This is a genomic window from Nocardia uniformis NBRC 13702 (genome assembly GCF_001613345.1).
GTDB lineage: Bacteria > Actinomycetota > Actinomycetes > Mycobacteriales > Mycobacteriaceae > Nocardia > Nocardia uniformis.
In genome coordinates this window covers 313,656-334,163 of record NZ_BDCE01000019.1, presented here as the reverse complement: position 1 = coordinate 334,163, position 20,508 = coordinate 313,656, and the positions used below count along the sequence as shown (strand labels likewise).

The window sequence follows — 20,508 nt, the reverse complement described above, 5'->3', positions numbered from 1 at the left end:
ACCGCAGCTAGTGAGAATCGTTCGGAGGCACGAACACATGCAGGTCGCCTTTATTGCCGTCACCCTGGTCGCCATCGTCATCAATGCGGCCGAGTCAGTGGCCAATTTCGCCCGCATTCCCTTCGTGAAGGCGAATGCCGCGGCGGTGGGTGTGCCCGAATCGTGGCTGCCGGGACTCGGCCTCGCCAAGGGCGCGGGTGCGCTCGGGCTCGCCGCCGGGCTCGCCGGGCTGCAACCGGTCGGCGTCGCGGCGGCCGCCGGGCTGGTGCTGTTCTTCGTCTGTGCCCTGGTCGCGCACATTCGCGCGAAGGTGTACTACAACATCGCGGGGCCCATCTTCTTCCTGGTGTTCTCCATTGCCGCGCTGGCGCTGATGATCGCGCACTGAGGAGTGTGCCGAGCATCGAAGATTAGGGCGTTCGTCCGATAGCGCTGAAGTCGCCGAGTTCGTAGCGTTTCCAGTACCGGTACGCCGCCCCGAGCGCCGTACCGGGCTTCCTGCCGCTCTACGCAGACCTTCGGCCTGCCCTCCCCGAGGGGCCGGCCGGAGTGCGGTAGGGAGGGCCGCCCGCGAGCCCGTTACCGGGCGAGCGGGTGGTCGGTGACGAGACGGTCGGAACCCTCCGCCTCGTCACCACTCCCGCCCTACGGCTCAACGGCTCGATCCAGACTGCTGCGCATTTGCCGAATCACGCTTCGCGGCATAAGTTGTCGCTTGTGCTGTACGGCCGCGCCAACGAAATGCAGCACATCGACAGCGTGCTCGGTGCAGCGCGAACGGGCCGCAGCGGTGCGCTGGCCATTGTCGCCGAACCCGGTGAGGGTAAATCCGCGCTGCTCCGCGCCGCCGAGGAGCGCGCCGGTGACGGCTGGCGGATATTCCGCTGCACAGGCATCGACAGTGAATCCGAACTGCCCTTCGCCGGACTGCACCTACTGCTCGGCAGTGCCGTCGATCGCCTGGACCTGCTACCCGGACCGCAACGGCACGCACTGGGCAGCGCACTCGGATTGTGTCCCCCCGACGGCACGGACCGGTTCCTCATCGGGGTTGCCACCCTGTCGCTACTGGCCGATCTATCCGCCCACGGGCCGGTACTGTGCCTCATCGACGACGCGCACTGGCTGGACCGCCCCTCCGCCGACGCCCTGCTGTTCGCGGCCCGGCGCCTCGGAGCCGAGGGCATTGTCATGCTCTTCGCGGGGCGCACGGGTTTCGACGGCCGCGGCCTGCCCGAATTGCGGCCGGGGCCGCTCGATCGCGCCGCCGCCATCGATCTGCTCGCCGACCGCAGTCCGGACCTGCAACCCGAAGTGCGTGACCGGGTGCTGCGCGAAGCTGCGGGAAACCCCCTCGCTCTCCTGGAATTCGATCGACTGGATGTGGCAAGCGCGCCCGCCGGACCGTTGCCGTTGCCGCAGCGGCTGCAAGCCGGATACGAGCGCCATATCGCCGGACAATCCGAATCCGCCCGCGCCGCACTGCTTGTCGCCGCCGCCGAGGAGACCGGTGACCTCGGCCTGGTGCTGGGCGTCCTCGACCGCATCGGCCACACCGCCGCGGCGCTGGCCGAGGCCGAAGCGTCGGGGATGGTGTCGATCGCCGACCGGGCCGTGACTTTCAAACATCCGCTGCAGCGATCCGCCGCCTATCACAGCGCCGGCTTCACCCAGCGGCTCGCCGTACACGCGGCCCTTGCCGCCCAACTCGACGACGACCCGGTCCGCCGGGCGTGGCATCTCGCCGCCGCCAGCACCGGACCCGACGAAACCGTAGCCGCCGCACTGGAATCCGCCGCCGACCATGCGCGTGAGCGCGCCGGACACGCCTCCGCGGCGACGGCCCTGGAACGTGCCGCATGGCTGACCCCCGACCCGGCGGTGCGCGGCCGCCGACTGACCCTGGCCGTGGAAACCGCCGCACACGCCGGGCGTACCCGCCGGGCCATGCGGCTCGCCGACGCGGCCGAGCAGCTGCACCTGCGGCCGGTGGAGCGCGCGCGGGTGGTCGGTGCGCGGGCGCTCATAGAATTCGAGTACGGCTCGCTGCGCCGAGCTCATCAGCTCATGCTGGATGCGGCCGAATGTGTCGCCGATGTCGAGCCGGAGCGGGCGGCGTGGCTACTGATCGAGGCGGGGCGGATCGCCTGGACCGCAGGTGATCTCGTCGACTTCCGGGTGGCGTATCACCGGTTGGCCGAGCTCTCGCTCGGGGCGGCGCGCGAACCGCTGCTGACGGCACTGCGGGGTCCGCTTGTGATGCAGACCGGCGATCCGGCCGCCGGTATCGTCATGATCCGCGCCAATGCCATCTTCGGCCGCTCGGTGCCATTGGAAATGATTTCGCTGCGGCTCGCCTTCGGTAGCCAGTCGGCGCTCATCGGCGATATGCCCATCGCCCGCGAACAACTCGGTGAACTTGCCGCTCTGGTGTGCGACCGCGGCATGATCGGCTGGTACCCGGCCGTCGCCTGCACCCTCTCCATTACCGAACTCATTCTCGGACGCTTCCGCGAAGCGGAACTCATTGCCGCACAGGCCCTGCGCATTGCCAGCGATATCGAACAGCCGAGCCGGGTGACGGGCGCGGAGGCCGTGCTCGCCATGATCGCGGCCGTGCGCGGGGACGAAACGCGTTGCCGCGAACTGGCCGAACGCAATCTCCGACAGGCCCAGGGCGACTTCAACGCCATCGATATCACGCACTTCCACTGGGCACTGGCACTGCTCGATCTCGGGCGGGGCCGCTATGAACACGCCCTCGACCGGCTACAGACGCTGCACGAGGGGCCGAAACAGGCACGCGGCCACTGGATCGACCTCCTCGCGGATCTGATCGAAGCGGCCGCCCGATTCCGCCGCCTCGATCGCGCCACCGCCGCCCTGGCCGAAATCGAGACCTGGGCAGCGGCTTTGGATACCCCCTGGGCCGAGGGGCTGGTCCTGCGCTGTCGGGGCCTGCTCACCGGCGACGGCGAACTGTTCGCCAAGGCCATGACCCTGCACGTCGCCGCCGACCGCCGATACGACCACGCCCGCACCGCCCTGCTCTACGGCGAATGGTTGCGCCGCGAACGTCGGATGAGCGAGGCGCGCTCACCCCTGCGGCAAGCCCTGGAAACATTCGACCGGCTCGGTGCCGTCCCCTGGGCCGATCACGCCCGCGCCGAACTGCGCGCCGCCGGAGCGGGTACCGTCCCCGAACCCGAGACCGACGCGGCCGCCCGGCTCACCCCGCAGGAACTTCAGGTGGCCCGCCTCGCGGCCGCCGGGGCCTCCAACAAGGAGATCGCGGCGCAACTGTTCCTGAGCCCGAAAACCGTTGGCCACCATCTGTACCGGGCCTTTCCGAAGCTGGGTGTGAGTAACCGGGTCGAATTGGCTCGGCTGCACCTCGGCTGATCCGAAAGTCGCGGCGTATCAGCGGTGGCTGCGGTACCAGCGGATGAGTGCGTCGGTGGATGAATCGCCCTGTGGCTCCGGATCTTCCGCCGAGGTGAGCAGCGGCTCCACTGCCAATGCCTGTTTCTTGCCCAGCTCCACACCCCACTGGTCGAAGCTGTCGATACCCCAGATCGCACCCTCGGTGAACACCTGGTGCTCATAGAGCGCGATCAACTGCCCCAGCACCGACGGCGTCAATTGCGGGGCGAGGATGGCGGTGGAGGGGCGGTTGCCGGGCATCACCTTGTGCGGCACCAGTTTCGGGTCGGTGCCCTCGGCGGTGATCTCCTCGGCGGTCTTACCGAAGGCCAGTACCTTGGTCTGCGCGAACAGATTGCTCATGAGGATGTCGTGCATGCTGCCGGTGCCGTCGATGGTCGGCAGATCATCGGTGGGACGGGCGAATCCGATGAAATCCGCCGGAACCAGCCGGGTGCCCTGATGCAGGAGTTGGTAGAAGGCGTGCTGGCCGTTGGTGCCCGGCTCGCCCCAGAAGATCTCACCGGTGGAGGTGGTCACCGGGGAGCCGTCCGCGCGAACGGATTTGCCGTTCGACTCCATGGTCAACTGCTGCAGATACGCCGGGAATCGGGCCAGATCATTGGAGTACGGCAGTACCGCCCGCGATTGCGCGCCGAAGAAATTCGAGTACCAGACACCCAGCAGTCCCAGCAGGGCCGGGCCGTTCTCGGCCAGCGGCGTGGTCCGGAAATGCTCGTCGACCCGGTGCATTCCGTCGAGGAGTTCGGCGAACCGTTCCTTGCCGATCACCGCCATGACCGACAGCCCGATGGCGGAATCTACCGAGTAGCGCCCGCCGACCCAATCCCAGAAGCCGAACATATTCGCGGTGTCGATACCGAAATCGGCGACCCGCTGGGCATGGGTGGACACCGCGACGAAGTGCTTGGCCACCGCATCGTCGCCGAGCGCGGCCGTCAGCCATCGGCGCGCCGCCGTGGCATTGGTGAGCGTCTCCAATGTCGAAAACGTCTTGGACGCCACAATGAACAGCGTTGTCGCCGGATTCAGGCCGTCGAGGGTCGATACCAGATCCGCCGGATCCACATTCGAGACGAAGCGCGCCGAGATGCCGGCATCGGCGTAGTGCCGCAGCGCCAGATACACCATGGCCGGGCCCAGATCCGAACCGCCGATACCGATATTCACCACGGTCTCGATGCGCTCACCGGTCGCACCGACCCAGGCGCCGGAGCGCAACGCATCGGTGAATTCGCCCATCCGCCTGAGCACTTCGTGCACATCGGCCCCGGCATCCGCGCCGTCGAGGATGATCCGCCGGTCGGCCGGTTCCCGCAGTGCCCAGTGCCCGACCGCGCGGTCCTCGGACGTGTTGATGTGCTCGCCGCCGAACATGGCGTCGCGCCGCTGCTCCAACTCGGCCGTATGCGCCAATTCGACCAGCAGGTCCAAGGTCTCGCGCGTCACGCGATGCTTGGAGTAGTCGATGCGCAGGTCCGCGACCTGCACGGTCAGCTCATGCCCGCGCGCTGGATCGTCGGCGAAGAACTCACGAAGATGACGGTCGGCCAGGCCCGCATGATGATCGTGCAGTTTCCGCCAGGCCGCCGTCGCGGTGATGTCGCTGCTCACGTCCGCCGAGGTTACAACCCCCTCGTCCCACGCGCAGGTAACACCAGGTAAATCGCGGCTTGCTGCCAAGACAATCGCGGCAACCCCGCAGCTTCCCCCCACCCGCCGTGCGACGAGTTTCCCGCCGCCGTGCGACCGGTTTCCCGCCGCCGTGCGACGAGTTTCCCGCCGCCGTGCGACGAGTTTCCCGCCGCCGTGCGACGAGTTTCCCGCCGCCGTGCGACGAGTTTCCCGCCGCCGTGCGACGAGTTTCCCGCCGCCGTGCGACCAGTCTCCCACCACCGCGCCACCAGCTTCCAACCACCGAGCTAGCAGCTCCCCGCACTGCGCTAGCAGGTTCGCGGCCCGGTTCGGTTCTGGACTGAGTGGAGCGGGGGAGCGAAGCGGAGGAGCGGAGGGAGGGAAGAACCGGACGGCAGGGCCGCGAACTTGTCGGAGCGCAGCGGAGACGGAAGACACAGTCCTAGGCTTGGGTCATGGTGTCTGAAAGCGAACTACTCCAATCAGTTCCCACACAGCTCTGGATCGGCGGGCCGGTGGATGCCACCGGCGGCGCGACCTTCCCGGTGCACAATCCCGCCACCGGGGAAGTGCTGGCGAATATCGCCGACGCCACCCCCGACGACGCGATCCGCGCCCTCGACGCCGCCGCGGCGGCGCAGGCCGACTGGGCCGCCACCCCCGCCCGCGAGCGCGGCGAGATCCTGCGCTCGGTCTTCGAGGCGATTACCGCGCGTGCGGAGGATTTCGCGCTGCTCATGACCCTCGAAATGGGTAAGGCACTCCAGGAGAGCCGCAATGAGGTGAAGTACGGCGCGGAATTCTTCCGCTGGTTCAGCGAGGAAGCCGCCCGAATCCACGGGCGCTACCAGACTGCGCCGGGCGGTACCGGCCGGATCATGGTCCACAAGCAGCCGGTCGGCCCGTGCCTGGCCATCACCCCGTGGAATTTCCCCCTCGCCATGGGCACCCGCAAGATCGGACCCGCCCTGGCCGCGGGCTGCACCATGATCGTGAAGCCCGCGGGGGAGACGCCGCTGACCATGCTGCTGCTGGCCGAGCTGTGCCATGAGGCCGGACTGCCCGACGGCGTCCTGTCGGTCATCACCACCAGCCGTTCCAGCGCCGTCACCGCCCCGCTGCTGAACGATCCGCGCCTGCGCAAGCTCACCTTCACCGGATCGACCCCGGTCGGTAAGAAGCTCGTCGAGCAGTCCGCACACGGCCTGCTGCGCACCTCCATGGAACTCGGCGGCAATGCCCCGTTCGTGGTCTTCGACGATGCCGATATCGACGCCGCCGTGCAGGGCGCGGTGCTGGCCAAGCTCCGCAATGGCGGCGAGGCGTGCACCGCCGCCAACCGGTTCCACGTCCAGAATTCGGTTCGCCAGGAATTCACCGAGAAACTGGTCGCCGCCATGGCGGAGTACAAACTCGGCCCCGGAACCGACCCGTCGAACACCCTGGGACCGCTGATCAACGAGAACCAGCTCGATACCGTCACCGATCTCGTCGACGATGCCCTCGCGGCGGGTGCGAACGCGGCACTCGGCGGTAAGGCTCCCGGTGGTCCCGGCTGGTTCTATCCGGCCACCGTCCTCACCGATGTTCCGCCGCAGGCCCGCATCCTGCGCGAAGAGGTCTTCGGCCCGGTCGCCCCCATCATCGGCTTCGATACCGAGGAGGAGGGTCTGGCCGCCGCCAACGACACCGAATTCGGTTTGGTCGCATACCTTTACACCCGCGACCTGAACCGTGCCCTACGCGTCGCCGAGGGCCTGGAAACCGGCATGGTGGGCGTGAACCGCGGCGTCATCTCCGACCCGGCCGCCCCATTCGGCGGCGTCAAACAATCCGGGTTCGGCCGCGAGGGCGGCTACGAGGGCATCGACGAATACCTGTCCACGAAGTACATCGCGCTGCCCTAGAGCGGCAGATATGCAGCCGCCCTATTACCGCAACCCCTGCTTGTTCGCGGCCCGCCCCGTTCTGGACTGAGTGGAGCGGGGGAGCGAAGCGGAGGAGCGGAGGGAGGGAAGAACGGGGTTACGAGGGCCGCGAACCGCCCGGAGCGAAGCGGAGGGCAGAAGACACAGCACCGCCGGAGCGAAGCGGAGGCCAAAAGATAGAGCGACCGCCCCGGGGTGAAGGAACACCCGGGGCGGCCTGGGGAACGCGGAGCCCGCCGAACTCAGAGCTCGATGAACGCCGCGAAGTTTGTGTGTGTCCGCTGCGAAGTCTGCGTAGACCTCAGCACACCTGGCCGGGTATCAGTGACCCAGGCGACCGCGGCCGAGACGCAGCAAAAGCATGGCGAGCGTGTGGCCTTCCTGCCCCAGCTCGCTGAATCGCTCCAGCACCTTCATCTCCCGCGAATGCACCAGCTTGGGTCCGCCATTGGCCATCCGAGTGCGGCCGATCAGGCGAGATACCTCGGTGCGGCGTTTGATCGCGGCCAGGATCTCGGCGTCGAGCTTGTCGATTTCCTTGCGCAGCGTATCGATCTCCGCCTCTGTGGGCAGGGCGGAGTCGGAGCTCGCAGGCTTGTCTTGTCCCGTCGTCGAGATGCTCATACTTCTTCTCCTCGTGGTCAGAACATCGATCGGTAGCAGGCCCCGACGTGTTACCGATCGGTTCTTTCACCATGACTGCTGCTTGGGTTGCCGACCTGGCCGGTCTTACATTGTCCCCCGAATACGGGCGCTCAGGTAACTGGTCTGATTGGAGCGCTCTGCACCTGGCCAGTCTGCCACGGGGTCGGATCGATGCAAAACAAGTTCGTTTGGAATCTCCTGAGAGTTTTCGGGCCGAGTTGGTTCACTCGAAGTTCGCTCCACTCGCATTATTCGGACAGCTCGGCCGCCGGGATGGATGTCTGTCGGTGCCCGCCGGTAGCGTGGATGGGCGATGAACACGACGGTGGCTGAGGACGATAAGAAGACCGAGCGATTGCTCGAGGGGTTGAATCCGCAACAGCGTGCCGCGGTGATGCACTCCGGGTCCCCGCTGCTGATCGTGGCGGGAGCTGGTTCGGGCAAAACCGCGGTCCTGACCCGGCGGATCGCGTACCTGCTGGCCGCCCGCGGGGTGAGTCCCGGTCAGATCCTGGCCATCACGTTCACCAATAAGGCCGCTGCGGAAATGCGTGAGCGGGTCGGCGGGTTGATCGGCCCGCGCGCCGCCAGCATGTGGGTATCGACCTTCCACTCCAGCTGTGTGCGGATTCTGCGCACCCAGGCCGGACTGGTGCCCGGACTCAACTCCAACTTCTCCATCTACGACGCCGACGACTCACGGCGGCTGCTCGCCATGATCGGTCGCGACTTCGACCTCGACGCCAAGAAGTACACGCCGCGGTTACTGGCCACCGCCATCTCCAACCTCAAGAACGAACTCATCGGTCCCGCACAGGCCGCCGCCGACGCCGAAACCGATGACACCGAACTGCCCCGCCTGGTGGCTCGCGTCTACGAGGAGTACCAGCGGCGGCTGCGCGCGGCCAACGCCCTCGACTTCGACGATCTCATCGGCGAGACGGTCGCCATGCTGCAGCGCCATCCACAGGTGGCCGAGTACTATCGGCGGCGTTTCCGGCACGTGATGGTGGACGAGTACCAGGACACCAACCACGCGCAGTACACGCTGGTGCGTGAACTGGTGGGTCATCACCTGACCGCCGATTCCGAAGTGCCGCCCAGCGAACTGTGCGTGGTGGGTGACGCCGACCAGTCCATCTACGCCTTCCGCGGCGCGACCATCCGCAATATCGAGGAGTTCGAGCGCGACTTCCCGGATGCGGAAACCATTCTGCTGGAACAGAACTACCGCTCCACCCAGCATATTCTGGCCGCCGCCAATGCCGTTATCGCGCGCAATGAGAACCGCCGCGACAAGAAGCTGTGGACCGATCAGGGCGACGGCGATCTGATTGTCGGTTACGTCGCGGACAATGAGCACGACGAGGCGTCCTTCGTGGCCCGGGAGATCGACAGGCTGGTCGATCAGGGCGATGCCAACTACAACGATGTGGCGGTGTTCTACCGCACCAATAACAACTCTCGCGCGTTGGAGGAGATCTTCATTCGCATGGGGCTGCCCTACAAGGTGGTCGGCGGGGTTCGGTTCTACGAGCGCAAAGAGGTCCGCGATATCGTCGCCTACCTGCGTGTGCTGGAGAATCCGGACGATGCGGTGAGTCTGCGCCGCATTCTCAATACCCCGCGTCGCGGTATCGGTGATCGCGCCGAGGCATGTGTGGCCGTCCATGCCGAACAGCGCAATATCGGCTTCGCACAGGCACTTCGGGATGCTGCCGCCGGGAAGGTGGCGCTGCTGAATACTCGTGCGCAGCGTGCCATCGCCGGTTTCGTGGAGCTGCTCGAGGAGATTCGGGCCGCGGGTGTGCAGGCCGATCTCGACTTCCCGGATGTGGGCAGTGTGGTGGAGGCCGTACTCGATCGCACCGGTTACCGCTACGAACTGGAGGCGTCCGACGACCCGCAGGACGGGGCGCGGTTGGACAACCTCAATGAACTCGTCAGTGTGGCACGGGAATTCAGTTCCGAGGCGCGCAACAATGTCGAGGCGGCGGCCGCCGAAGGTCTGGTTCCCGAGGCTGCCGAGGGTGAACCCGAACCCGGATCGCTGGCCGCCTTCCTGGAGCGCGTCTCCCTGGTCGCCGACTCCGATCAGATTCCGGACGAGGGCACCGGCGTCGTCACCATGATGACCCTGCATACCGCCAAGGGGCTGGAATTCCCGGTGGTCTTCGTCACCGGTTGGGAGGACGGCCAGTTCCCGCATATGCGCGCCCTGGGCGATCCCACCGAACTGGCCGAGGAGCGCCGCCTCGCCTACGTCGGCATCACCCGCGCCCGCAAACGGCTCTACCTGAGCCGTGCGGTGGTGCGCTCCGGCTGGGGTCAACCCGTCTCCAACCCGGAGTCGCGCTTTCTCCAGGAGATTCCGGGCCACCTCATGGACTGGCGTCGGCTGGAACCGGCCCCGCAGCAGACGAGCCGCGGCTTCCGCCGACGCGGCGACGACGCCTTCGACGATGGGTGGAGCAGCGGCAACAACTGGCCCGAAACCCGGCCCGGTGTCGGTGGCGATCGCCGACCCGCGCCCGCCCCCGCCTCGGCTGGCAAGCGCAATAACTCCGGCCTCGTACTGGCCGTCGGCGATCGGGTCAGCGACGACAAGTACGGACTCGGCCGCGTGGTCGCCGCCGAAGGTTTCGGCGCACTCGCCACGGTCACCATCGACTTCGGCACCGCCGGAAAGATCCGTCTCATCCCGCAGTACAGCCGCACTATCGTCAAGCTTTGAGGGTTCGGGTCGAGGTCGCACCGGCGGAGCTGGGGAAGCGACGGCGGGGGATACCCGGACGAACTCGACGCCATCGAATCCGCCGTCATCGGCGGTGTTTTCACCGGCGCGGGCATCGCGGTGCTGGGGGCCGCCATCACCACGGGCGATCGGCTCGAACCCGCGCTGCGCACCGCGCTGACCTCGGTCGGTCGCCGCTTCCGCGCCCTAGGGTGGCCCTCTCCCGGCCTCCCTACGGCGGAACCGGCCACGCAGGGTAGTGCGCATGATGCGATACCGACTTTTCGGCCGAACCGGCTTGCGGGTCTCCGAACTCGTACTGGGCACCATGAGACTGCGCGACGCGAGTGAATACCGGCGCATTCTGGACGTTTTCGCGGACGCGGGCGGCAACTTCCTCGATACCGCCGCCTCCTACGGGACCAGTGAGGAACTGCTCGGCGAGGTCATGACGGACCGCGATCGATTCGTCATCGGCACCAAGTACACGCCGACCCGCGACGCCGGCGATCCGAATGCCTCGGGCAATCACCGTAAGAATCTGGTGCGCAGCCTGGAGCAGAGTCTGCGGCGGCTGCGAACCGACTACATCGATGTGTACTGGGTGCACGTGTGGGACCGGTACACGCCCATAGAGGAGACGCTGCGTGCCCTCGATGATGTGGTGCGGTCCGGCAAGGTGCTGCACATCGGGATCTCCGATGCCCCCGCCTGGGTGGTGGCACAGGCGAACACCCTTGCGCAGCTGCGGGATCGGACGCCGTTCGCGGGACTTCAGGTGCCCTACAACCTGCTCTGGCGCGATGCCGAACGCGAATTGCTGCCCATGGCGGAGGCATTCGGAATGAGCGTGACGGCCTGGGGCCCGCTCGGGCAGGGCATACTCTCCGGACGGAGCGGCCAGCGCAAGGACCCGGCCGAATACACCGAACGGCAGCGAACCGCGGCCGCCGCCGTGGACAAGGTCGCCGCCGAACTGGGCGTGCCCGCAGCGCATATCGCCCTCGCCTGGACCCGCCACCGCTCACCCGCGATCCTCCCGATCGTCGGGGTCAGCAGTGCCGCCCAACTCGCCGAGAACCTGGGTGCGGTCGACCTGACCCTCCCGGAGGAAGCGGTAGCGGCCCTCGAGGCCGCCGCCCCGTTCGAAGTCGGCTTCCCCCGCGATTTCATCGAGGGCTGCGACACCGCACCGGTTATCTACGGCGACACTGTTTCCCGATTCGATCCGCGGGGGTACGCCGTCCGGGCCTGACCGACCCGATGATCGCCCCTCGCCATCCCGGCATGTCTGAGACGCCCCGTCATTCCGGCGCGTCTTTGGCCGGAGTCCACCGGAATCGGCTCGAATCGCCGCCGGTGTGGATCCCGGCCAAAAGCATGCCGGGATGACGGGTTTCGGGTGTGGGCGGGATGCCGGGTTTCGCGTGCGGCCCGGTTGTCGGGTGCGGCAGGGCGGGGCGGCCCAGCGGGGTTCGGGTGCCGTTGCGGGAAGAGCGATGGGCGCGCTGCTTGAAGCAGCGCGCCCATCGAAGTGTTCGGGCACTCGACCCGGTCGCAGGAGTCGTTAGTCCCGCTGCATGCCGAGGGAGATGCCCCGCGAGGCCAGCCACGGCACGGGGTCGATCTTGTCGACGCCATTGAGCCAGACCTCGAAGTGGCAATGCGGGCCGGTGGAGAAGCCGCGGTTGCCGACGGTGGCGATCTGGTCGCCCGCCATGACGCGCATGCCCTGGGAAACCGTCGCGGTGTCGATATGGCCGTAGACGGTGACGGTGCCGTCGTCGTGCAGCAGGCGCACCCACATGCCGAAGCCGGAGGCCGGACCCGCCTCGATGACCGTGCCGTCGGCCACAGCGTAGATCGGGGTGCCGATGGGGGCGGCCACGTCGATGCCGAGATGCTGTACGCCCCAGCGGGCTCCGTAGCCGGAGGTGAAATTGCCGTTGGCGAATCGAGTGAACAGCGGGCGCAGTTTGGCGGCCTCCTGGGCGGCCAGATCGGCAGCGAACTGCTGGCCCTTCTGCAGGATGTCGCTGAACTGGTTGAGATCCATCGGCGTCGAGACATTCAGCACCTGCGGAGATTCCGCGGCGACGGTCTCCTCGCCGGCGAGGCTTATGCTCTGCGCGGCCAATTCGGTCATCTGGCCGACGGCCTCGATGTCGCCCGTCGCGGGGGCGGAGGTCTCCATACCGGTTTGTCCGGCGGCCACCACGGCACCGGCGGCGACCGCCACCACGGCGGCGCGACCCTTCAGTGCGGCGGGCGGCGCGGGCAGCCGGTGCGCGCCACCGGAACGGCGACGATTGCGTGCGGCGGCGCGGGTGGCGGAACGCGATGTGGCGGGCGCGGATTCGACGGCATCCGATGCCGTGGTCTGATCGGGTACAGCGGCCTGATCGAGGCGGGCGCCGTCGTGGGAGAACTCGAGTGGTTCACCGGAGGCGGTGCGGAAGGTGTAGGCGGGCCGGTATTCGTCGGACGGCTCGGGATCGGCGGGGGACTCCCAGGCAGTGCCGGAGTTCCAGCTCTCGCCCCCGGTCCACTCGGCCGACGCGTTCTCGTTCCAGCGCTCGCCGTTGCCGTTCCAGTTGGCGTCTTCGTTCCAGCTTTCGGCCTGGCCGTTCCAGTTCTCAGCGCCGCCGTTCCAACCTTCGGATTCGGCATAGGAACTGTCGGTGTTGGAACCATTGGCGTTCCAGTCGGTCTGCCCGGTCGGTGCGGCGTGACCCCAGCCGTACACCTCACCGTGCTCGAAGCGGGTAGCCCCGCCGAACTGAGTGTTCTGACTGAAATGTCCGGAACCGCCGGAGTTTTCATCATCGTGGCGGTACCGATTGGCCCGCGAACGACGTCCAGTGGGGGATACGCCGTCGCTCATCCGCGTTCAACTCGCTGATGTCGAATCGAGTTCCGTGTCAAAGGGTCTGCCGCGGGGCGGCTCACTACCTGCGGAGCGCTGTGCTGCGTCAAGCTTGCCGTCCTCCTGTCGTGACCGTGCTGTGACATCGACCGCAACGACGGTAACGAAACGATTGCGGGTCGGCAAGCGATGGACCCTCCGCGCCGCGCTGGTGTGACATTCCTCACGTTACCTTCCGGGATTCCCTCACTGTGGGGTGGGTAACCCGGTGAGTCGTGTCAACTACAAAACGTCGTAGTCGGTTTCGCCGTTCGGGATTCTGCCCGCCTAGCTGCCGCGTGGTCAAAAAGCTACTCATGAGTAGCCATACCCAGCGGTTTTTCGGCTCCGGAGACTGTACCGTGACCTGCGCCACTTAGGCTGTATGCGGCTGATTTCCGCTCCATGTGACTGATTAGAGTCCGACCCAACCCGCTGACCCTTTCCAGCGATCTGCAAGCAGTCGCTACGGGCCGACGACGGGCCGCCAACCAAGACGTTGTCACCACAACGCAGACGAGACGGTGAGTACATGGATCTCTTCGAATATCAGGCGAAGGAACTCTTCGTGAAGCACGGAGTGCCTTCGTCGGAGGGCCGCGTCACCGACACGGCTGAGGAAGCCCGCGCGATCGCGGAGGAAATCGGTAAGCCGGTCATGGTGAAGGCTCAGGTCAAGGCCGGAGGCCGCGGCAAGGCCGGAGGCGTGAAGTACGCCGCCACCCCGGAGGACGCCTTCACGCACGGGCAGAACATCCTGGGCCTGGATATCAAGGGCCACATCACCAAGAAGATCCTGGTCGCCGAGGCCAAGGACATCGCGTCGGAGTACTACATCTCCTTCCTACTCGATCGCACCAACCGCAGCTACCTGGCCATGTGCTCGGTCGAGGGCGGTATGGAGATCGAAGAGGTCGCTGTCGAGAAGCCCGAGATGCTGGCCAAGGTGCCGGTCGACGCCGTCAAGGGCGTGGACCTGGCCTTCGCGCGCTCCATCGCCGAGCAGGGCCACCTGCCCGCCGACATTCTCGACGCGGCGGCCGTGACCATCCAGAAGCTGTGGGAGGTCTTCGTCAACGAAGATGCCACCCTGGTCGAGGTGAACCCCCTCGTTCGCACCCCCGACAACCAGATCCTCGCCCTCGACGGCAAGGTCACCCTGGACGAGAACGCCGAGTTCCGGCACGCCGATCACGTGGCCTTCGCCGATATCGACGCCACCGATCCGCTGGAGCTCAAGGCCAAGGAGAACGACCTCAACTACGTCAAGCTCGACGGCGAGGTCGGCATCATCGGCAATGGCGCGGGTCTGGTCATGTCGACCCTCGACGTGGTCGCCTACGCCGGTGAGAACCACGGCGGCGTCAAGCCCGCCAACTTCCTCGACATCGGCGGCGGCGCCTCGGCTGCGGTCATGGCCGCCGGTCTGGACGTCATCCTGGGTGACGAGCAGGTCAAGAGCGTTTTCGTGAACGTCTTCGGCGGCATCACCGCATGTGACGCCGTCGCGAACGGCATTGTCGGTGCGCTCGAGACCCTGGGCGCCGAGGCCAATAAGCCGCTGGTCGTCCGTCTGGACGGCAATAAGGTCGAGGAGGGTCGACGGATCCTCGCCGACTTCGCGCACCCGCTGGTGACGCTTGCCCAGACCATGGACGAAGGCGCCGACAAGGCCGCCGAACTGGCCGCTTCCGACTGCTTGCAGGTCGGTCGAAACAACACCGCCGCCAAGTAAGGACACGAACCAAAATGTCGATCTTCCTCAACAAGGACAACAAGGTCATCGTCCAGGGCATCACCGGCGGCGAGGGCACCAAGCACACCGCACTGATGCTCAAGGCCGGCACCCAGGTCGTCGGCGGCGTCAACGCCCGCAAGGCCGGCACCACCGTGTCGCACACCGATAAGGACGGCAATGCCGTCGAGCTGCCCGTCTTCGGCACCGTCGAAGAGGCCATGAAGGCCACCGGCGCGGACGTCTCCATCGCCTTCGTGCCGCCGAAGTTCGCCAAGGACGCCATTATCGAGGCCATCGACGCGGAGATCCCGCTGCTCGTGGTCATTACCGAGGGCATCCCGGTGCAGGACTCCGCCTACGCGTGGGCCTACAACGTGGAGAAGGGCACCAAGACCCGCATCATCGGCCCGAACTGCCCCGGAATCATCACCCCGGGTGAGGCCCTCGTCGGCATCACCCCGGCCAATATCGCGGGTAAGGGTCCGATCGGCCTGGTCTCCAAGTCCGGCACCCTGACCTACCAGATGATGTACGAACTGCGGGACTTCGGTTTCTCCACTGCCATCGGCATCGGCGGCGACCCGGTTATCGGCACCACCCACATCGACGCCATCGAGGCGTTCGAGAAGGACCCCGAGACCAAGCTCATCGTCATGATCGGTGAGATCGGCGGCGACGCCGAGGAGCGGGCAGCGGCCTACATCAAGGCCAATGTCACCAAGCCGGTCGTCGGCTACGTCGCGGGCTTCACCGCCCCCGAGGGTAAGACCATGGGCCACGCGGGCGCCATCGTCTCCGGTTCGTCGGGTACCGCCGCGGCGAAGAAGGACGCCCTTGAGGCCGCGGGTGTGAAGGTCGGCAAGACGCCGTCCGAGACCGCCGCCCTGGCTCGCGAGATCCTCGAGAAGGCCAGCGTCAGCGCCTGAATCACGGCTGGCCAGCTGTCGGGTTCCCGCCAGCTGTAAGTTTCCTGTGAAGGCCGCCCTCCGAACGGAGGGCGGCCTTTGCTGCTTCCAAACGAAATTCATTGTCGCCCAAGCGATTAGGCTCGGGCAAACCGGGTATAACGGTCAGGATGCGGTGCATACGCGCCGGTCGCGGCCAGCGGTAGGTGATGACCCGGGCGGTCCGGTGCAGTAGCGTCGGGGGAACAGCCAGCGCTGTTCGTGAACTACTCGATAGGAGACGACGACATGTCATACCCGACCGGGGGCTCGGGGTACAACACGCCCGCGCCGACGCCCTCTACACCCGGCTTCGGTCAGCAGCCGTCCGCCGGACCGTCCACCGGATCGAGCGCCACGGCCGCGACGGGCAAGGGACTGCCGTTCTTCCTCGCTATCGGTGTCGCCGCGCTCGGTGTACTCACCTTCCTGCTCGGCTTCGCGCCCTACGTCGGCGATAAGGCCAGGGAAGTAGCCGGCACCACGGTGGGCGGCGACCAGTCCTTCAACCTCTTCGAATCCGGCAGCGCCGCGCTGCTGACCGTGCTGCTGTTCGCCGGTCTGCTCGCGGGTCTGTCGCTGGTGACCAAGCAGAACTGGACCTCCATCGCGGCCGCCGCCTCGCTGGCGGCATTCCTGACCCTGCTGTTCCAGTCGTTCAATCTCGGCGAGTACTCCACCATGAAGTGGGGCGGCTGGGTCATCCTGTTCTTCGCGTTCGCGCAGGCGGCAACGGCCATCGTGGCGCTGCTGTTCGAACTGGGGATCCTGAAGGCGCCCGCGCCCAAGCCCGCCCCGCAGCCGGGTTTCGGTGGTCCGGGTCAGCAGGGCGGATACGGCCAGGGCGGCCAGCAGTCCTTCGGACAGCAGTCCTATGGCCAGCAGGGTGGTTTCGGCCAGGCGCCGCAGCAGTCCTACGGCCAGCAGCCGTCGTACGGTCAGGGCACCGGCCCGCAGTACCAGCAGCAGCCGTCCCAGCCGTCGCAGCCGTCGCAGCCTTCGTACGGTCAGCAGGGTGGCTTCGGCCAGCCGCCGGCCTACGGGCAGCAGCCGCAGCAGCCGCAGCAGCCGTCTTACGGCCAGCAGCCGTCCTACGGTCAGCAGCCGGGACAGTCCCCGTACGGCACCGGCTCGCAGCCGCGTCCGGAGGAGGGTGCCACCCAGCACTTCGGTGGCCAGCAGTACGGTGGCGCACCGAGTTTCGGTGGCGGCCAGGAGAAGCCGTTCGGTGGTGAGCAGAGCGCCGATCCGTCGGCTGACGCCACCAAGGCATTCCGCCCGGGACAGGACGACAAGTAGTCCGACCGGATGCTCAACTGATGTGAAGGACGGCCCCCGGTGGAGATCACCGGGGGCCGTTCGTCATTCGGGCCCGATTCGCGATCTGACACCTTGTACCGACCGGCTACCTGTTGTATCGCTCGACCGGTCACCTCGTATCGCTCGACCGGTCACCCTGTCGTCTCAACGGCTGTCCTATCGACAGCTTCCCTGTCGTCATCCCGGCAGGCTTTCGGCCGGGATCCACGTTCTGCTCACAGGTGGATTCCGGCCGAAAGCCCGCCGGAACGACAGGTGGCTGTTATCCCCTCATTGCACGCCCCTGCTGCTGATTGTCGTTGTCACCGTGCCTCGTTCAGAACCTCCCCGCCAGCCGCGAAGCTATTCCGGCGACTCCTTCGACGACCTTGGCCGCACCCCGGGTGGCCCCTACCGCGAGCCCCCGCGCGGGTCTGACGAGTCCGCCCGTCAGCCTCGCCGTCGGCCCAGCGAGTCCGCCCGCGCGTCGCGTCGCGCCGCCTCGGACCCCGCTCGTGAATTCTCGCGCGGCTCTGCGGGGTCCGCCGGTGGTTCGCGCCGCGCCGCCTCGACAGAATCCGCCCGTGAGTCCCGGCGTGCCGCCGGGGATTCTGCTCGTGAACCGCGCCGCACGTCGGCACGTTCCGCAGGGGAACCTCGCGGTGCTGGCGCGGACTCCCGAGGCGAGCCGCGCCGCAGGTTCGGCGACCTTATTCGTGGACTGCGTCGTGCTTCGGCGGGCTCCGCTCGTGGATCCCGGCGTACCCCCGCCGACCCCGCTCGTGGATCGCGTCGTGCTTCGGCGGGCTCTGTTCGTGACCCGCGCCGCGCCCCGGCGGATTCCCCTCGCCGCACGTCGACCGACCGCTATCGGCGGGCACGTACGCGCGGCGCGCCTGAGCCGAGCCTGTGGGGGAAGCTGCCACGCTGGTTTTCCATGAGCTCCCCGAAGACCGCCCTGGCGCGCCTGAGTGACAGTGGTCCGCGTGTACCGCGTGTTCCGGCTCCGGCCGGGCCCGAGGGTGGGTTCGGTTCGCTGACGCCGGAGCGCGCTCGGGTGCTGCTGTTCGTCGCGGCGCGGGCGTCGAGTGTGACACTGCTGGCCATTGTCGTGCTGGTGCTGGCCGCGCTCTTGGCCGCGGGCAGTGGTCTCGAGGGGGCCGGGGGTGCGATCGCCGCGAGTTGGCTTGCCGTGCATCAGGTTCCGCTGGTGATCGGTAAGACCACGCTGGGCCTGCTCCCGCTGCTCCCGACCGGCTTGCTGTTCTGGCTGGCCGCTCGCGATTGCGCGCGGGCGGTCCAATCCGACCCCACCCGAGCCGATCTCGGGTGGATCGTGGGGGCCGCGCTGGCCGGACCGCTGCTGATTACGGCGGTCTGTCTGGCCGTCGCCGATGACGCGGCCGCCGTGGTGGCCCTGCAGCCGCCCAATACCTCCGCCGCCTTCGGCTGGGTGATCGGATTGCATCTGCTCGCCGCCGCCGTGGGTATCGGAAGTCGGCAGTGGCGGAAGCTGGCCGCCTTGGCGCCGATCGACGTGCCGGATTGGCTGCTGCCGGGCGCGCGTGCCGGATTGCGTGCCGCGCAGCGACTATTGGTGATGGCGGCGATCATCATCCTGATATCGTTGCTCGCGCACTGGTCGCGGATCGGCGAGACGTATCAGGCCGCGGGCAATGTGGCGGGGTTCCTCGGATTGACGCTGCTCTCGCTGGCCTATCTACCGAATGTGCTCGTCGATGTCGTAGCCGTGGTGCTGGGTGGTTCGGTCGAGATCGGCGGGGGATCGTTGAGTCTGTTCGCGGTCGAGGGTGCGCGGATTCCCGCGGTTCCGATCGCGGCGGCGGTACCGCTCGGTCCGGCGGCGGCGTGGTGGCCGGTGCTGCTGCTCGCGCCCGCGGCGGTCGGCGTGCTCGGCGGACTCGATATCGGGCGCGGCACCGACGATCGGCCCACCGCCCCCTGGGCGACGCTGACCTCCGCCGGTGTGGCGGCGGTACTGCTGGGGCTGCTGGGCGCGCTCGCGGGCGGTGAACTCGGCTCGTTCGGGCGAATCGGTCCGAATGCCCTGCTCCTGACGGTGTTGGTCTTCGTCTGGTTGGCCGTGCCGGGCTACGTGGGCATGTTCTGCGCGCAGTGGTTTGTCCTGCCCGCCGCTCTCGGTGGCCGTGGTGACGTAGCCGACACCGACTACGCGGACGACGACTACTACGACGAATTCGACGAGTACGAGGACGAATTCGAGTCCGACGGCGATACCGAGTCCGACGCCGACGGCGAATACGACTATTACGACGACGAGTTCGACGACTACGCAGACGCGACCGACGGCCATGAACGGGTGGTCGAGATGGACGGCGAACTACTGGACGAGCAGACCGCCCTCACCGTGCAACCGCATGCGGATTCGTTGGAAAACTCCGACATCGTGGACGCCGAAGTGGTAGAGGCGGACCTGCCGGACACCGGTGCGGTGGACGGTCGTTAGGCTCTTGGGCGGTGGTTCGCATCCGCCGACCCCCGCCCCGCCTCGACTCACAGGGAGTAGTGCGCTGACGCCCACGCCCGCCCAGCTGGTGCCGCCCACCGCGCCCGCGACCGTTGTCGTGCTCGCCTCCGGCACCGGTTCGCTGCTGCGTTCGCTACTCGACGCGACCCGGGAACCGGACTATCCGGCCCGGGTCGTCGCCGTCGGAACCGACCGCGACTGCGCCGCCACCGGACATGCCGACGACTTCGCGATCGCGAGCTTCCGGGTGGCGCTGCCCGAATACGACGGTCGCGCCGAGTGGGATAACGCGCTCACCGAGGCCGTCGCCGCCCATCAGCCCGATCTGGTGGTGTCGGCCGGATTCATGAAGATCCTCGGGCCGATGTTCCTGGAGAAATTCGGTGGCCGAATCATCAATACCCATCCCGCGCTGCTGCCTGCGTTCCCGGGTGCGCACGGGGTACGGGACGCGCTGGCGTACGGGGTCAAGGTCACCGGCTGCACCGTGCATCTGGTCGATGCCGGTGTCGATACCGGGCCGATTCTCGCGCAGGAAGCCGTGCCGGTGTTGCCCGAAGACGATGAGGCGGCACTGCACGAGCGCATCAAGGTTGTCGAGCGGCGGTTGTTGGCGGAGGTCGTCGCCGCCGTCGCCGAACGAGGCATTGTCTCCGATGGACGAAAGGCAGTTATCCCAGTGAGCGAGTTCTCCGGTGAGTGAGCGCAGCGAACGACCGACAGGCTC

Annotated in this window: 13 protein-coding genes; 10 read left to right on the top strand and 3 right to left on the bottom strand. The window is 67.3% G+C overall.

Annotated elements, in window-relative coordinates:
- Positions 1 to 37 precede the first annotated feature (37 nt).
- Positions 38 to 388, top strand: coding sequence for a DoxX family protein (locus NU1_RS06480; protein WP_067518297.1), 351 nt, complete (start codon positions 38 to 40; stop codon positions 386 to 388).
- 329 nt (positions 389 to 717) lie between these two features.
- On the top strand, positions 718 to 3,402 hold the full coding sequence (locus NU1_RS06475; RefSeq protein ID WP_157552012.1) for a LuxR C-terminal-related transcriptional regulator: 2,685 nt from the start codon (positions 718 to 720) through the stop codon (positions 3,400 to 3,402).
- An 18-nt stretch (positions 3,403 to 3,420) separates the two neighbouring features.
- Here the strand turns inward: NU1_RS06475 and pgi are convergent, their stop codons facing one another.
- Positions 3,421 to 5,058 (bottom strand): glucose-6-phosphate isomerase, encoded by a 1,638-nt coding sequence (gene pgi, locus NU1_RS06470; RefSeq protein ID WP_067518295.1) that lies wholly within the window; start codon positions 5,056 to 5,058, stop codon positions 3,421 to 3,423.
- A gap of 476 nt (positions 5,059 to 5,534) precedes the next feature.
- On the opposite strand from pgi, the gene NU1_RS06465 reads away from it, so the two are divergent.
- Positions 5,535 to 6,986: an NAD-dependent succinate-semialdehyde dehydrogenase gene (locus tag NU1_RS06465; RefSeq protein WP_067518293.1), complete on the top strand. Its 1,452-nt coding sequence runs from the start codon at positions 5,535 to 5,537 to the stop codon at positions 6,984 to 6,986.
- A 342-nt stretch (positions 6,987 to 7,328) separates the two neighbouring features.
- On the opposite strand, the gene NU1_RS06460 is transcribed toward NU1_RS06465, so the two are convergent.
- Positions 7,329 to 7,631, bottom strand: a complete 303-nt coding sequence (locus tag NU1_RS06460; protein WP_067518291.1) for a chorismate mutase — start codon at positions 7,629 to 7,631, stop codon at positions 7,329 to 7,331.
- Positions 7,632 to 7,965: 334 nt separating this feature from the next.
- Here NU1_RS06460 and pcrA point away from each other — a divergent pair, with 334 nt between their 5' ends.
- Together pcrA and NU1_RS06450 are read left to right on the top strand one after the other, a co-directional pair.
- Complete coding sequence (gene pcrA, locus NU1_RS06455) at positions 7,966 to 10,386, top strand: DNA helicase PcrA (RefSeq protein WP_067518289.1); 2,421 nt, start codon at positions 7,966 to 7,968, stop codon at positions 10,384 to 10,386.
- Positions 10,387 to 10,651: 265 nt separating this feature from the next.
- A complete protein-coding gene (locus tag NU1_RS06450) occupies positions 10,652 to 11,641 on the top strand; it encodes an aldo/keto reductase (protein WP_212761341.1) in 990 nt (329 codons plus the stop codon).
- Between the two features lie 312 nt (positions 11,642 to 11,953).
- Here NU1_RS06450 and NU1_RS40045 read toward each other — a convergent pair whose 3' ends face one another.
- Complete coding sequence (locus tag NU1_RS40045; protein WP_084521032.1) at positions 11,954 to 13,132, bottom strand: M23 family metallopeptidase; 1,179 nt, start codon at positions 13,130 to 13,132, stop codon at positions 11,954 to 11,956.
- Between the two features lie 691 nt (positions 13,133 to 13,823).
- On the opposite strand from NU1_RS40045, the gene sucC reads away from it, so the two are divergent.
- The 5 genes from sucC (at position 13,824) to purN (ending at position 20,484) form a co-directional block, all read left to right on the top strand.
- A complete protein-coding gene (sucC, locus tag NU1_RS06440) occupies positions 13,824 to 15,026 on the top strand; it encodes an ADP-forming succinate--CoA ligase subunit beta (RefSeq protein WP_067518288.1) in 1,203 nt (400 codons plus the stop codon).
- Positions 15,027 to 15,040: 14 nt separating this feature from the next.
- Positions 15,041 to 15,955 (top strand): succinate--CoA ligase subunit alpha, encoded by a 915-nt coding sequence (gene sucD, locus NU1_RS06435; RefSeq protein WP_067518286.1) that lies wholly within the window; start codon positions 15,041 to 15,043, stop codon positions 15,953 to 15,955.
- Between the two features lie 267 nt (positions 15,956 to 16,222).
- Positions 16,223 to 17,272: a DUF5336 domain-containing protein gene (locus NU1_RS06430; RefSeq protein WP_067518284.1), complete on the top strand. Its 1,050-nt coding sequence runs from the start codon at positions 16,223 to 16,225 to the stop codon at positions 17,270 to 17,272.
- A gap of 937 nt (positions 17,273 to 18,209) precedes the next feature.
- Complete coding sequence (locus tag NU1_RS06425) at positions 18,210 to 19,760, top strand: cell division protein PerM (RefSeq protein ID WP_067518282.1); 1,551 nt, start codon at positions 18,210 to 18,212, stop codon at positions 19,758 to 19,760.
- Between the two features lie 4 nt (positions 19,761 to 19,764).
- Complete coding sequence (gene purN / locus NU1_RS06420) at positions 19,765 to 20,484, top strand: phosphoribosylglycinamide formyltransferase (protein ID WP_170264197.1); 720 nt, start codon at positions 19,765 to 19,767, stop codon at positions 20,482 to 20,484.
- Positions 20,485 to 20,508: the final 24 nt, after the last annotated feature.